Raw genomic sequence first — 13,938 nt, forward strand, 5'->3', positions numbered from 1 at the left:
GATCTGTTTCTCCTTTCTGTTGTTATTTCACATCAAAGATTGTCTTGTAAACTTCTTCCCATTCTGCCACTGCCTCATCATTTTCTTCATCTGAAGATCGGTCAACGATGAACGGGATCTCAAGAAGTGCAAATCTCTGGGCAGTGCTCCTTAGTTCTTCTGTTTTTGCATCCAGATCCTCTTCTGTCTTAGGAAGGATATCGGATGGCAGAATAGCAAGGGTACACTGGCTTTTCAGCATCGTCTTATAATCCAGGTCTGTATAAGTCCCTGTGCTTTCCAAAGTTCCTGCTTCCACAGCAGATGACAGAGCTTCAGGAAGATCGGTAAGATCTGATCCTATCATGGAAATCTTGTCTGTCAATCCCAGCTTATCCATGGCCTCCGCTGCATTTGCAGAGTCCACATAAGTTTTCTCTACAGGCTTCCGGATCAGGATCACATCTTTATCAAGACCTGCCGGAACATCTGCATCTTCCGGAACGATCAGATATTTGATCACATTTCCCATATAAAGCTGTTCGATCTTATCCCCTGTAGACTCTGCAGGAGCAGAAGAACCGCTTTCCTCTTCAGGAGCTGCTGCCATGGATTGTTCCTCATCAGAAGTCACAGCTGCTGTTTCTTCGTCCTCAGATACTGCTGCTGTTTCTTCATTGCCTGCTGCTGTTTCTTCTGTATTTGCTTCGCCTTCTGCTTGAACAGATTCTTTTGTACGGGCAGTATCAGTGGTCATATCCACCTCAAGAAGTGTAATGTCATTTTCATAATGATACACTTTCAGGTGTTTTGCATGTTCCAAAGTAGTTTCATCCTTGTACTCAAGACCGGTGATCTCCGGTGCTTTGTCGTCCAGTTTTTTATTGCCGGTGGAAACCATACTGTCAGAAGAAGAAGGATTTTCTTTGTCTTTGTCACTTTTGTTATCTGCACCATTCAGATATACAAATATACTGTATTGGATCTCATGAGGCACAGACATTCTGGTGGTCATACCAATGATAGAATTATTTTTATTTAAGGCTACAGGAATCACAAATGTGGAACCGCCGCCGCTGTGATCCGGATAGTACATATTTCCGTTAGCTTTCACATAGCCGTATGCATCACTGCTGAAAGTAATGGTCGCATATGCCTGACCACCTGTAATGGATACCTTGCTGCAGCTGATCTGCACCTTACCGGTTCCACCGGACCAGGAAAACTTATCCGGTACATAAGAACCATCCTTCAGACCTGTAGAACTGTCCACCTTAGATGTACCGCCGCTAAGATCGGATTCGTATTTAGATTCCTTGTCCACATCCTTTCCCGGTGTTTGTACCTTATTGTTTTTCTTGTTTTTATCTTTTTTGTCTTTTTTATTTTTATCCTTTTTATTGTTTTTCTTTTTGTCATCCTTCTTTTTGTTCGGATCACTGCTATTATCCTTATTTTCCTGATCTGGATTGGATGGATCCTCCTGAACATTCAGATCTGCGATCTTTTCCAAAGTGCCGGAATTAAAAGTAAGGATACGGTCATACCACAGATTATGGCTCTTGGAATGTCCGGCTACTGCAATGCCTGTATCCAGGGCAGAAACAGGTACCGGATATGTGTATTTGCCTGCTGCATTTGGAGTAAAAGGAATCCAGGTGGAGCGGTCAGCCTGATCTGCTTCTTCTTTTGTGCCCATAAACAGATAATCATAGCCTACACCGCTAAGTGTAAGGATTGCTGTCATCACACCATCTTTGGAGGTAAGCTGACAGTCTACCACACGGAACATAAATGCGCTGGAGGTAACATTGATCTTATATACTCCATTTGGAATAGCCGGAGCTGGTGTCTGAGTTGGGGTTGGAGAAGGTATCTGGGTCGGCTCTGGGATAGCGGTCGGTTCCGGTATGGCAGTAGGCTGGGGACTATCTGTGGGTTGGGGAATACTGGTGGGAGCCGGCACCACATCCGGGACTGTAATGGTACAGTCTTTGGCTGTATACCATTTAATCTCTCCGCCGTTATTGCTGTTTCCCGGCACAACAGAAAGAGCCTGGTTTTTCATTTCTGCAGGAACATCAAAGGTAAAGCGATAGGTTCCATCTGTATCAGCAGTTCCTGTTATTACCTTTGATTTATCTGCATCTTCTTTTTTTCCTACATACAGTCTGTCAAACACACTGTCATTGCCTTTCACCACCAGGGTGATCTTGCCTTCAGCTGCTGTATAGTCTGTAATGCTTGGTCTGAACTCTTTATCCTTGAAAATATCTTCCTCTTCCGGGTCTTTTTCTTCCGGATCTTTTTCTTCCGGATCTTTTTCTTCCGGGTCTTTTTTTTCTGTATCTTCTTTTTCAGGATCTTTCTTTTCCGAATCTTTGGATTCTGTATCTTTCTTTTCAGTATCTTTCTTTTCAGTATCTTTCTTTTCAGTATCCTTCTTTTCGGATTCCTTTTCCTGGGAATCTTTCTTTTGCGGATCTTCTCCTTCAGAGTCTTTAGACTCATTAACAGCTTCCTTTTTATCGGTTTCTGCATTATTTAGTGCTTCTTTTTCTGGCACAGCTGTAGGTGAAACAGATATCTCCGGCATTTCTGATGGCTGGGGAGCCAGGGAAATGGCAGGGATCTGATCACTGTTCTCCTGATTCTCACCAAAAGCTGCCACAGCTGGAGTGACGGACATGGCAGCGGTTAAAAAAAGTGCAAGAAATCTTGTTGAATTACGTTTCATATGAATCTCCTCTGTTAAACAGGAATCTGCCCTGCAAAATATTGTGCCACACAATGCTTCACAGGACAGTTTTCTTTATCTGTATCTACTATTGTTTATTTGTAACTGTAAAAATACGGAACATTTACATTTATTTTACTTTTACTGTGCAGGTTGCTTTCTGCTTGCCTACAGTAACAGTGATCTTAGCAGTTCCTTTTTTCAGGGCTTTTACTTTTCCCTTGGAATCTACGGTTGCCACTTTCTTGTTGCTTGACTTAAATGCTGCTTTCTGTCCGGTTGTTTTGGGAGTGGTTGTTACTTTTAATTTGGCAGACTTGCCAGCTTTTAAGGTAAGCTTGCTCTGTACCTTTACACTGGTGCATGGATCCACAACAGAAACCTTCACGGTTGCCTTCTTGCCGTTTGCTGTTACTGTAATCGTAGCTTTGCCGGCTTTCTTTGCAACGATCTTACCTGTCTGGTCTACTGCTGCCACATTCTTATTAGAAGATTTCCATTTCAGGGTTGTGGTTGCACCTGTTGGATTCACTTTATAAGAAACATAAGTCTGAGTTCCCTTATTCATGGTAAGGGCTGCCTTTTTCATCTTAAGAGATTTTACTTTTACTGCTTTTTTGGTTACTGTTACAGCAATGGTCTTTTCCTTAGATCCTGCTTTTACAGTGATCTTGGTCTTACCTGCTGCTTTTGCAGTGATCTTACCAGCATCGTTTACTGTAGCAACGGAAGGATTCTGGGAAGTGTATACCACCTTGTCTGTGGTATTTGCAGGTGCTGCAATGGCACTGACTGTCCTGGAGGCTCCTGCCTTTAAGGTAAGCTTGGAAACAGAAACCTTTAATGAAGTTGCTGCAACTGCTGCAGGTGTGGGAGCCGGCGTCTCAGTAGGTGTTGGTGTAGCAGTAGGTGCCGGTGTCTCATTCAATGTTACATGAAGAGTATAGGCGATCTCATGTGCCATGCTCATACCTGTAGTCAGTGCAAGGATCTTCACATCTTCATTCAGGTCAACCGGGATCCTGTATGTAACGCCGGAAGTATTCACTGTACCGTTAAATAACTGATTATTTGCCTTTACATAAACATATTTCTTGCTGCTGAATGTAACATCTGCAAATGCCTTGCCATTTTCAACAATAACCTGTGGACAGGTAATGGTCACTTTACCTGTACCGCCTGTAGCTGTGAAATTCTCCGGTGTATAAGTACCATCCGGAAGTGCTGTGCTGTTATCTACAGCATCTGTAGCAGCTGCAAGAAGCTTGGATGAGTTGAAGGTGATCGTGTAATCTTTCCATTTATTTCCCTTGACAGAATGTGCAGCCACATTAATAACCTTATCCAGTTTGGCAACTGCAAACGGTCCGAATACATACTGTTCTTTACCATTACTATCCTTTACTACAGATGAATAAATCATCTGATTAGCAGTATCTGCCTCTGCCGCCTCTGCTGTTCCAAAATAAAGCTTATCCCTGCCAGTGCCGGAAAGAGTAATGGTAGCTGTCATTACTCCATCTTTGTCACTATATAAAGTAGCTGCTACTACCCGGAACATATCGCCAGTACAGGTCACTCCCGGTGCAGCTGCATCAGAAAAATCAAAGGTATAATATCCCTGTGCTGCAACGGTTCCCGGATTCTCTGCATCTTCAGCTACCGGTGCGGCTTCCTCCGGATAAGCGGTAAATGCACCATCTAATACATCAGAGGTCACTTCCTCCTGGTCTGTAAACTCAACAAAATCTGCCTCCTCAGACTCATCAAAAGCCTCATCCTCTGTTACATCCTGTACATCCACTACTGCTGCAAGATCTTCCCCAAATGCAGGAAGCACACTCCCTGTTGTCATTGCAGCGCAAAGAAGCATTGCAAGAATGATTTTTCGTTTTTTCATGATCTTTATCCTCCTGTTATTTCCAATCAATTTGAATGAAGACATGTACTGCTGTACAAAAAAGAAGCCTGCTTCCGGCTTGGAAACAGGCATCACAATTGCTCATATCATTATATGCATAGCCAAAAAACATATGTGCAATAAAACAATACAAGAAATAGCAATGAATCGCTTTCGTCGGAAGCTTCCATCTTCAGCATTCACAGCAGGTTTCCTGGCTCACAGATCAACAGATATCTGCTCCTTCTCAAGAAGAGACGGCTTCCATGAGTCCTATCGGATCCAGGCTTCTTCTCAATGGCCCCTGCAGTATCCTCCCTGCTCACAGTGACCGGATCGTTCAGGACTTCCACCTGATTCCCTTTAACAGCCGGAATCGTTGCCTCCTGGCTGACACTGTAAACGGTCTTTATTCATTTCCTGTATTATAGCAAAAGCATTTTTTGAAATCAATACGATTTCCTTTAAAATTGTGAAAAATCAAACAAAATCACACATTCTTATGATGCCTGTTTACAGCTCTGTGGCCGCCACGCAAGATCAGCTGATGTAATGGCTGCTGCAGATTTCCTCCGTTTCCAGAAGATTTCCATCCTGGTCATATACATGACGATAAGTTTTGTAGCTTTGTGCATCCAGCTGCTGGGTAGTCACCTTTACTGTATTGGAATTTGTTTTTGTACCATAGATCTTCACATTAACGGAACCATCTGCATAAGTGGCAGAGATCCGGATAGGATACTCAGTATTATTGCAAAACTGAAAGTCAGGATCTCCCCAGGATACAGCAGCATCCAGCCCAGCTGGCACATAATCTACCCTGCCGGAATGATTGGTACGCTTTACAATTTCCAGATCTGCATATAGGCATGCATTAAACAAGGTGGTGGAAACCTGACAGATGCCTCCGCCGATCCCTTCTGCATGCTGTCCGTTTACAAACACACCGGCAGCCTTATACCCTCTTTCGGCTGTACGCTCTCCTAAGGTTTCATTGTAAGAAAAGGTCTCACCAGGCATCAGTTCAATTCCATCAATTGCCTTTGCAGCAAGAGTCAGATTGGTGATCCGGTTGTCAGTACCGCCTCCATAAGTATTATAGCTTCCCAGCACATCCCGGAATACCCGGCTGGTCAGATCCCCGGTTGTCACCTCCGGCAGGATCTGTTCAAAAGCCACTGTAAACACACTGCCTTCTTTGGCCTGTCCATATTCTTTGACCGCCTTTGCAACATCAAAGGATATCCCTGTCTTGGAAGGAACGATCTCATAATCATTCTTTTCATCCATATATGCATCTTCCGGCTCCTGATAGATCTGCCTATAATAAGCCTTGAAATCCGGCTCCTCTGGTGTAACACTGATGGTTGCACACTGGATCTGTGTATCAAGATCCAGGCTGGCAGCTGCATGCAGGAGCTGCTCCTTTAAAGCATCTGTATCTGCCTTAATACCAGTTTTTCCCTTCTTTATGATCAGACTGTCGTCTGTTATCCGGCATACAGGCTGTACCACTGTATCTACCTTTTCGATTTCCATATAAGAAATCACAGAAGACACTGTCTCCGGATGGGTCACCTGGGGAAGAAGCGTGATCTCTTCTGCATTATCATCTGTCATCAGACGTATCCGGTCCAGACCTCTTTTATACCAGGCACCATGGCCAAGCTGATAGGCCTGCTCCACCACTTTCCCAGGATCTATGCCAAGCATAGGAAATATGTAAGCTTGATAAACTTCGTCGGACAGGTTCACCTGGATAGCCTTATCCTCATAAGTCTCTTTAAAATCTGCCAGGATTGCTTCTCTGGCCTGGGCTTTTGTCTTTCCCTGGATGGAAATCCCATTGACCTGAACATTTTTCCAGATCACGGAATCATTTAGAAGTACACACCAGACCAGATACAATACGGCTGCCAGAAACACTGCAGCCGCTGTAATACTGAAAGCTTTTTTTGCTTTTCTTTTCATATGTAAATCACCGTCTGGCAAGTTCCCTGGTAATGTCCTCCCAGGTAACGCCCTTCTCCACCATTAATACCATTGCATGATACAAAAAATCGGAAATCTCGTATTTAATCTCCTCTTTATCCGGATTCTTTGCAGCAATAACGATCTCCGTACACTCCTCACCTACTTTTTTCAGGATCTTGTCGATTCCCTTATCAAAAAGATAATTAGTATAAGAGCCTTCCTTTGGATGCTTCTTCCTGTCCATGATCACATCATACACATCCTGAAATACATGAAGTGGATTGGTGTCATCATACTCCTTTTTCATAAGAGGCTGGAAGAAACAGCTTCTGCTGCCTGTATGGCATGCTGCACCTACCTGATCCACCTTTGCAAGGATAGTATCATTGTCACAGTCAAGGGTGAGAGACTTTACATACTGGAAATGTCCGGAGGTAAGGCCTTTCGTCCAAAGCTCATTTCTGCTTCTGCTCCAGTAAGTCATCCTTCCTGTTTTCAAAGTGGTTTGGAATGCCTGCTCATTCATATAAGCTACCATCAGCACTTCATCTGTCTTATAATCCTGAACAACCACAGGAATCATCCCGTCACTGTTCAGCTTAAATTCACTCCAGGCAATATTGCTTTCGTAGGTATTTACAGGAATCCCCATACCTTTGCATCTGTCCTTAAAATCCAACAGTTCCTTTTCTATATTGCTTACAAAGGCACCGGAAACACCGCTTACAGCGTCTGACCCAAGAAGCTTAGTAAGCTTCTCTTCATCCTGTTCATCAGTATGAAGGATCACAGGGATGGAGGAAATCTCAGCCACCTGATCCTGCACCATATCCAGGGCAAGCACTGCAGATGCATAATTCTCGATCAGTTCTTTATTTGCAGTAAATTCTTCAATGGAAGAAATACATACAACCATCTTTTCTTTCCCAAAACGTTTGGATACCTCTTCCAGAAGCTTTACATTGCTCTCCTTGGAAAAGTTCAGCACAGCACAGGCACAGCCTGCGTAGATCAGCTTTTTCACATCTTCCATACGCTTAATATTGCCGGCAGCCATTACCGGAACTTCAGAAGCTGCACAAATGTCGCGGATCTTGCCGATGGCTTTGTCATGCTCTTCGTCCTGAGAGGAGAAGTCAAATACAAGCAGTTCATCACCGCCGTTATCGCTGTAAAACCTTGCCAGCTTTTCCACATCTCCGTCACCTAACAGATTTCTCTGTCCGAAACCGGTTACTGCCTTTTCAGACTGAAGGTAAAGGCAGGGAATCAATTTTTTCTTCATGATTTATTTTTATTCTCCTTTTTATAGGCTTCCTTTTGTAGATAAAACATCTGTAATACGGGGATCAAAGGATAAAGCCATATCCAGGGCTTTTGCAAAGCTTTTAAACATAGCTTCTGCCATATGATGGCTGTTGCCAGGGGTAAGTACCTTAATATGAAGGTTCATCTGTGCACTGTAAGAAACTGCATAGAAAAACTCACGCACCATCTCTGTAGACATGCCCCCTATCTTCTCTGTGGGGAACTGTGCGTCCCAGGAAAAATAAGGCCTGCCGCACAGATCTACTGCACAAAGCACCAATGTTTCATCCATGGGAAGGATAAAGCTGCCATACCTGCGGATCCCTTTTTTGTCTCCCACTGCTTCCCGGATCACTGAGCCAAGGACGATCCCAGTATCTTCGATGGTATGATGGTCATCCACCTGAAGATCCCCTTGCACACGCAGCTGAAGATCAAAAAGGCCATGTCTTGTAAATCCCTCCAGCATGTGATCAAAAAATCCGATACCTGTAGAAATATCTGAAATTCCGGTTCCGTCCAGATTCAGCTTCATCTGGATCTGTGTCTCTTTGGTATTTCTCTGTGCCAAAACCTCTCGTATCATAATGAATCCCCTTCATCTTCTTTTTCAAAACGTACTGCTATAGAATTGGCATGTGCTGTCAGCTGCTCAGCAGTTGCAAACTGTACAATATCCTTATGGATCTCCTTTAATGCCTCTCTGGAATAATATACTATACTGGATTTCTTAATAAAATCGTCCACAGAAAGTGCAGAGAAAAACTTGGCTGTTCCGTTGGTTGGGAGCACATGGTTTGGTCCTGCAAAATAATCTCCCAAAGGCTCGGAGCTGTATTCTCCGATAAAGATGGCTCCTGCATTACGGATCTTCATCATGACCTCAAAGGCATTGGCTGTTACGATCTCCAGATGCTCAGAAGCGATCTCATTAGCAGCTTCGATAGCCTCATCCATATCCTCTGCGATCAGGATATAGCCAAAGTTCTCCAGGGATTTCTCGATAATCTCTCTTCTTGATAACACCTTCAGGTATCCTTCGATTTCTGATTGAACCTTCTTTGCCAGCTCTGTACTGGTGGTGATCAGAATGGCAGAAGCCATCTCATCATGCTCTGCCTGGGACAAAAGGTCTGCCGCTACATAATGGGGATTAGCTGTATCATCTGCAAGAACCAGGATCTCACTTGGGCCGGCTACGGAATCAATGCTTACATGTCCATATACAGCCTTTTTGGCAAGTGCAACAAAAATATTGCCAGGACCTACGATCTTATCTACCTTAGGGATGCTTTCTGTACCAAAAGCCATCGCTGCAACAGCCTGGGCGCCGCCCACCTTATAGATCACATCTGCGCCGGCTTCCCTTGCAGCAACCAGTGTGGTAGGATAAACCTTCCCATCTCTTCCCGGAGGGGTACACATCACAATATTAGGAACTCCTGCAACCTTAGCAGGAACAATATTCATCAGTACAGAAGACGGATAAACCGCCTTGCCCCCAGGTACATAAACGCCCACCCTGTAAAGTGGAGTTACCTTCTGACCCAGCATAGTACCGTTTTCTGAGCTGGTAAACCAGCTGTTCTGCCTTTGCTTCTCATGATAGGTACGGATATTTACCAGTGCCTTACGGATCACTGCAAGAAGGGACGGGTCTACCTGCTCATATGCTTCTTTGATCTCTTCTTCCGTTACCTTTATATTCTCTGCTGTAATATCGGCCTTATCGAATTCCTTCGTATAGCCAAAAAGAGCCTGATCTTTCTCCTGCTTAACTTTATCCAGGATCTGGGCAACTGCCATCTCATACTTTCCGTAACTGGAAGGACTTCTCTTTAACAGATTCTCAAGGATATCTTTGGTGGATTCTTTTGTTAATGTTACTGTACGCATTGGTTTATCATTTCCTTTCCTATCAGATCACTTTACGCAGGTCATCGATCAGCTTCCGGATACGTTCATCTTCCATTTTCATGCTTACCTGATTAACTACCATCCTGGCAGACAAAGGGCATACCTCTTCTAAAACCTTTAACCCATTCTCACGAAGAGTGCTTCCGGTCTCTACAATATCTACGATCACCTCAGATAGTCCTACAATAGGAGCCAGCTCAATGGATCCGTTCAGCTTGATGATCTCCACTGTCTGGTGCTTCTTGTTGTAGAAATAATCCTTAGCGATCACAGGATACTTGGTAGCAACCCGGATCAGCTGGTTGGAATCCAGAAGCTTCCGTGCGCTTTCAGGCCCGCATACGCACATCCTGCAGGCACCAAATTTCAGATCCATCACCTCATAAAGCTTCCTGCCTTCTTCCATAATGGTATCTTTACCAACGATTCCGATATCAGCAGCACCGTATTCTACATAAGTAGGCACATCCGGTCCTTTTGCAAGGAAAAATTTAAGCTTCAGATCTTCATTGACAAAGATCAGCTTCCTGGAATCCTTATCCCGCATTTCCTCGCAGGTAATGCCGATCTTTTCAAACATATCCATTGTCTTTGATGCAAGGCGCCCTTTTGTCAGGGCAAATGTCAGATATCTCACTGTTCTAGTCCTCCTTCTCAGGTCTGAGTGCTATGTTTTTGCCCTGGCTGCGAAGCTGTTGTGCCTGCCGGATGGCTTCTTTGCGTCCTTCCGGTTTGTAGGTGATCACTTCCACAGTATCCTCCACAGGGATCTGCAGCTTCTGTCTGGAAAGAGCAGTTAAAAGACTGTCTACAACAATGGCAAATCCAATAGATGGTGCAGCCTTCCCGAAATGCCTAAGAAGGTCATTGTACCGGCCTCCCTTTACAAGCGGCTCGCCTGTACCATAAGTATATGCCTGGAAAATAATGCCTGTATAATAATGATATTTACTTACCATAGCAAAGTCAAAAGAAATATATTTCTCATAACCGTAAATCTTCAGGATCTGGTAAATCTCTTCCAGTCTTGCCACAGCCTGAAGGGCTTTTGGCTCCTGAGTGAGGGCTTTTGCCTTCTCAAGTACATCAGAAGACCCAAACATACGCGGCAGCTGTGCCAGTGCATTGCCAACCTTCTGGTCAATCCCAAGACGTTCTACCAGCTCTTCTACACCAAAATAATTCTTCATGGAAACAAGGCTGCGAAGCTGCTCCTCATCTTCAGGGCTCATCCTGGCCTGCTCAAGAAGAGAGCGGAAATAATCCACCTGTCCCACACTCACCTGAAAATCTGTAAGGCCGGAAGCCAGAAGGCACTCCACAGTCATTGCCAGAAGCTCTGCATCTGCTTCCGCAGAATCGTCACCCATTCGCTCAACACCCATCTGAGTGGACTCTTTCAGCCTGCCCTGATAACTGGAATTATTAATAAAAGTGTTGCCTGTATAGCAAAGGCTTACCACTTCCTTTTCAGGAGAAAAATAAGTGGCACAGGCTCTTGCTACAGACGGGGTAAAATCAGGACGCAGCACAAGAGTATTGCCTTCTCTGTCAAAAAATTTATAAAGATCTTTAGAAGGGATCGTACCTACTTCCCTGCTGAATACTTCAAAATATTCAAAACCAGGTGTTTCAATATCTTCATAGCCATATCTGCGGAACACGCAGTGTAGTTTCTCCTGCAGGCTCCGTTTCTGGCTGCATTCGTCATTATATATGTCCCGGACTCCTTCCGGCGTGTGAAATATACGCTGCATCTTATATTTACCTCCATTTATGCTTTCACATGATGTATGCCCCAAAAGATCTGCTGTGTGGAGCATGATATGATTTTGGTGCAAAATACCAAAATCATGATTACACGGATTATTCCGTGATATGCACTCCTACAATCTTTGCACTTTAGTATGCTACCATGTTAGCATACTACTATACGAAACAAGCAAGATTATAAAGGATTTTCTGCAGGTTGTCAATCCCGTAATTGCAGATCCTTCTGGATCCCTTCCAGATAAGGAACAAGAATACCGCTTTTTACAGGCAGATAATATTCCTGGCGAAGCTCATCCTCACGGAAGCTTTTACGCCCTCCCTCTTCCATCCGCTGCCAGAAAACCAGTAATTCCCGAAAAGGCAAATAATAGAAAAGATCCCTGGAGCTGAAGAAAATAAGAAAGAATGCAATGCCCCCCTGCTTTTCAAAATCCTTCATGAACGCCACCTGATGAGGATGGATATTGGCCAGAGGAAAGGTATGGGCACAGCATTCTTTTGCATCGAAGCAGACAGGGATCCCCTGTACTGCTCCTATATAATCTACGGTACTTCTCTGGTCAAAATAGGCCAATGTAATATGGCGGCTGTCCTTGTCCATCTTCACAGGTGTGATGGGGGTGGGGATCTTCTGAATCAATGCCAGTCCTTTTTCCCTGTATTGCTCATTAGTCCTGTTTACAAGTTCCTCCAGGGTGGATCCCCGAAGGCCTCTGCTGTTCCAGGTTGCCATCTTTTGTCCTCCCTATAGTCTACGAGTACAGTAAAATTAAGGCAAATCAATATGGTGATCACTTATAATCACTGTACTAGCTTAATGGATGGATAATAACGAATTACAGCCTTGCCTACGATCTGATCGAAACGTACATAAGTATTCTTCCAGTATCTGGAATCCTTAGAATTATTCCGGTTGTCACCCAGCATAAAATAACAATCCTCCGGAACCTGATATGGTCCGAAACTGCCCTTCATGGTCTCAGGAATAAAGGAATCATCCAGCGGTGTTTCTGAACCGTCAATATATACCTTGCCATCTTTGATCTCCACAGTCTCACCTGGAAGGCCGATCACTCGCTTGATGAACAGCTGGCTTTCATCATCCGGATATTTGAAGATCACAATATCGAACCGCTCCGGGTCTTTTACCTTCTTAGAAATCTCATGGCCAAACAGATCCAGGTTCACACCATATGCCAGCCGGAAACCAAAGATCCGGTCGCCGGTCATGATCGTCTTTTCCATGGATGCGGAAGGGATCTTTGCATTGATCAGTACCACATTGTTGATCAAAAGAACTACAACAACCACAATAATGATCATTTTTATGTAGTCCCATATTTCATGCCACACTTTCATAATATTTCATTCCTCCTGGTTATGTCTATTTTCTCTCCCTGAAGCACTTGCCCAAAAAGTCCGGGAACGGGTGCTGTTACAGTCCTGCCTTCCAAAGCCTTCAGACGGCCGCAGTCCTTTGGAAATACTATCCGCCTGCTGTGAAGCAGCTGGTATTTCAGCTGATATCTGTCCCGGAAATATTGGTTAGCCTTCTTATCCCCATATTTCTGATCACCTGCCACAGGATGTCCCTCACTGGCAAGATGGGCACGGATCTGATGGGTCCGTCCTGTGATCAGTTCTACTTCCAGAAGCGTATACTTCCCATTGTCACATACAGGTCTGTACCTGGTCTTTATTGGCTGGGAATCCTCTGTTCTGTCAGCAGATATTATTACTTTATTACATTTTTCGTCTTTATGCAAATATCCTTTAATATATTTTTCATTTTTTATTACACCAACTACCAGACAAAGGTAAAACTTTTCCATATTCCTGTTATGGAACATTGCTGATAAGTCCTGCAGTCCTGTAAGGCTTTTACCTGCTGCCACCAATCCGCTGGTATTCCGGTCCAACCGATTACACACCCCTGGCCTGAAAGTAACCAGATCAGCAGCATTCAATGCCCCTGTATCCAAAAGGTAGCCTGTAAGATACTCCACAAGGGAAGGAGTACCATCCCCTGCTGGCTGCGAAAGCATGCCTGCCGGTTTATTGATAAACAATACATCCTGATCCTCGTATATGATCTGAAGCTTGGCTCTTGCATGAGATGCCTGTTTTGCGGATGAAAATTTCTCAAAAGTTTCATCACTTAAAAACAGCTTTACCATATCTCCTGTACAAAGCATTTCATTGCCCTGGGCTTTTTTTCCATTAAGGGTAATGTTCTTTTTCCGCATCATTTTATAAAAAAAGCTTTTTGGTGCTTCTTCCAGCAGCTTGGCCAAATATTTGTCAAATCTTTGCCCTGCTTCATTTTCCCTGATCCTAAATTCCTTCATGG

The 13,938-nt window shown here is 44.1% G+C and carries 11 protein-coding genes and 1 riboswitch; all 11 genes read right to left on the reverse strand.

The features are described 5' to 3' along the window. Positions 1 to 22: 22 nt before the first annotated feature. The gene (locus tag AB5916_RS02100; protein ID WP_368189069.1) at positions 23 to 2,716 is read right to left on the reverse strand and encodes a hypothetical protein; all 2,694 of its coding nucleotides are present in this window, start codon (positions 2,714 to 2,716) and stop codon (positions 23 to 25) included. Between the two features lie 130 nt (positions 2,717 to 2,846). Further along, entirely contained in the window at positions 2,847 to 4,616 is a 1,770-nt protein-coding gene (locus AB5916_RS02105) for an Ig domain-containing protein (protein ID WP_368189070.1), read from the reverse strand. Between the two features lie 186 nt (positions 4,617 to 4,802). Next, positions 4,803 to 5,032: riboswitch (cobalamin riboswitch) on the reverse strand. A 124-nt stretch (positions 5,033 to 5,156) separates the two neighbouring features. Beyond that, the gene (locus AB5916_RS02110) at positions 5,157 to 6,587 is read right to left on the reverse strand and encodes a VanW family protein (RefSeq protein WP_368189071.1); all 1,431 of its coding nucleotides are present in this window, start codon (positions 6,585 to 6,587) and stop codon (positions 5,157 to 5,159) included. 7 nt (positions 6,588 to 6,594) lie between these two features. Further along, the gene (gene hisIE, locus AB5916_RS02115; RefSeq protein ID WP_173727318.1) at positions 6,595 to 7,875 is read right to left on the reverse strand and encodes a bifunctional phosphoribosyl-AMP cyclohydrolase/phosphoribosyl-ATP diphosphatase HisIE; all 1,281 of its coding nucleotides are present in this window, start codon (positions 7,873 to 7,875) and stop codon (positions 6,595 to 6,597) included. A 21-nt stretch (positions 7,876 to 7,896) separates the two neighbouring features. Further along, positions 7,897 to 8,484 carry an imidazoleglycerol-phosphate dehydratase HisB gene (hisB, locus tag AB5916_RS02120; protein ID WP_368189072.1) on the reverse strand — a complete coding sequence of 196 codons (588 nt, stop codon included), beginning with the start codon at positions 8,482 to 8,484 and terminating at the stop codon, positions 7,897 to 7,899. Next, complete coding sequence (gene hisD, locus AB5916_RS02125; protein ID WP_173727317.1) at positions 8,481 to 9,794, reverse strand: histidinol dehydrogenase; 1,314 nt, start codon at positions 9,792 to 9,794, stop codon at positions 8,481 to 8,483. Before hisD ends, hisB begins: the two co-directional genes overlap by 4 nt. Positions 9,795 to 9,816: 22 nt before the next feature. After that, entirely contained in the window at positions 9,817 to 10,452 is a 636-nt protein-coding gene (gene hisG / locus AB5916_RS02130) for an ATP phosphoribosyltransferase (RefSeq protein WP_158420401.1), read from the reverse strand. Between the two features lie 4 nt (positions 10,453 to 10,456). Further along, positions 10,457 to 11,572 carry an ATP phosphoribosyltransferase regulatory subunit gene (hisZ, locus tag AB5916_RS02135; RefSeq protein WP_158420402.1) on the reverse strand — a complete coding sequence of 372 codons (1,116 nt, stop codon included), beginning with the start codon at positions 11,570 to 11,572 and terminating at the stop codon, positions 10,457 to 10,459. 215 nt (positions 11,573 to 11,787) lie between these two features. Continuing rightward, a complete protein-coding gene (locus AB5916_RS02140; protein WP_158420403.1) occupies positions 11,788 to 12,321 on the reverse strand; it encodes a Holliday junction resolvase RecU in 534 nt (177 codons plus the stop codon). Positions 12,322 to 12,389: 68 nt separating this feature from the next. Further along, positions 12,390 to 12,947: a signal peptidase I gene (gene lepB, locus AB5916_RS02145; protein ID WP_158420404.1), complete on the reverse strand. Its 558-nt coding sequence runs from the start codon at positions 12,945 to 12,947 to the stop codon at positions 12,390 to 12,392. Further along, positions 12,944 to 13,936: an RluA family pseudouridine synthase gene (locus AB5916_RS02150; protein ID WP_173727314.1), complete on the reverse strand. Its 993-nt coding sequence runs from the start codon at positions 13,934 to 13,936 to the stop codon at positions 12,944 to 12,946. Before AB5916_RS02150 ends, lepB begins: the two co-directional genes overlap by 4 nt. Positions 13,937 to 13,938: the final 2 nt, after the last annotated feature.

It is taken from the genome of Blautia sp. 1033sp1_1033st1_G9_1033SCRN_220408, assembly GCF_040929965.1.
GTDB lineage: Bacteria > Bacillota > Clostridia > Lachnospirales > Lachnospiraceae > Blautia_A > Blautia_A ammoniilytica.

Excerpts from the sequence above, each read along its gene's own strand:
- hisZ (WP_158420402.1), bottom strand. The coding sequence starts at position 11,572 with ATGCAGCGTATATTTCACACGCCGGAAGGAGTCCGGGACATATATAAT.
- lepB (WP_158420404.1), bottom strand. The coding sequence starts at position 12,947 with ATGAAAGTGTGGCATGAAATATGGGACTACATAAAAATGATCATTATT.
- AB5916_RS02140 (WP_158420403.1), bottom strand. The coding sequence starts at position 12,321 with ATGGCAACCTGGAACAGCAGAGGCCTTCGGGGATCCACCCTGGAGGAA.
- AB5916_RS02110 (WP_368189071.1), bottom strand. The coding sequence starts at position 6,587 with ATGAAAAGAAAAGCAAAAAAAGCTTTCAGTATTACAGCGGCTGCAGTG.
- AB5916_RS02150 (WP_173727314.1), bottom strand. The coding sequence starts at position 13,936 with ATGAAGGAATTTAGGATCAGGGAAAATGAAGCAGGGCAAAGATTTGAC.
- hisB (WP_368189072.1), bottom strand. The coding sequence starts at position 8,484 with ATGATACGAGAGGTTTTGGCACAGAGAAATACCAAAGAGACACAGATC.
- hisD (WP_173727317.1), bottom strand. The coding sequence starts at position 9,794 with ATGCGTACAGTAACATTAACAAAAGAATCCACCAAAGATATCCTTGAG.
- AB5916_RS02105 (WP_368189070.1), bottom strand. The coding sequence starts at position 4,616 with ATGAAAAAACGAAAAATCATTCTTGCAATGCTTCTTTGCGCTGCAATG.
- hisIE (WP_173727318.1), bottom strand. The coding sequence starts at position 7,875 with ATGAAGAAAAAATTGATTCCCTGCCTTTACCTTCAGTCTGAAAAGGCA.
- AB5916_RS02100 (WP_368189069.1), bottom strand. The coding sequence starts at position 2,716 with ATGAAACGTAATTCAACAAGATTTCTTGCACTTTTTTTAACCGCTGCC.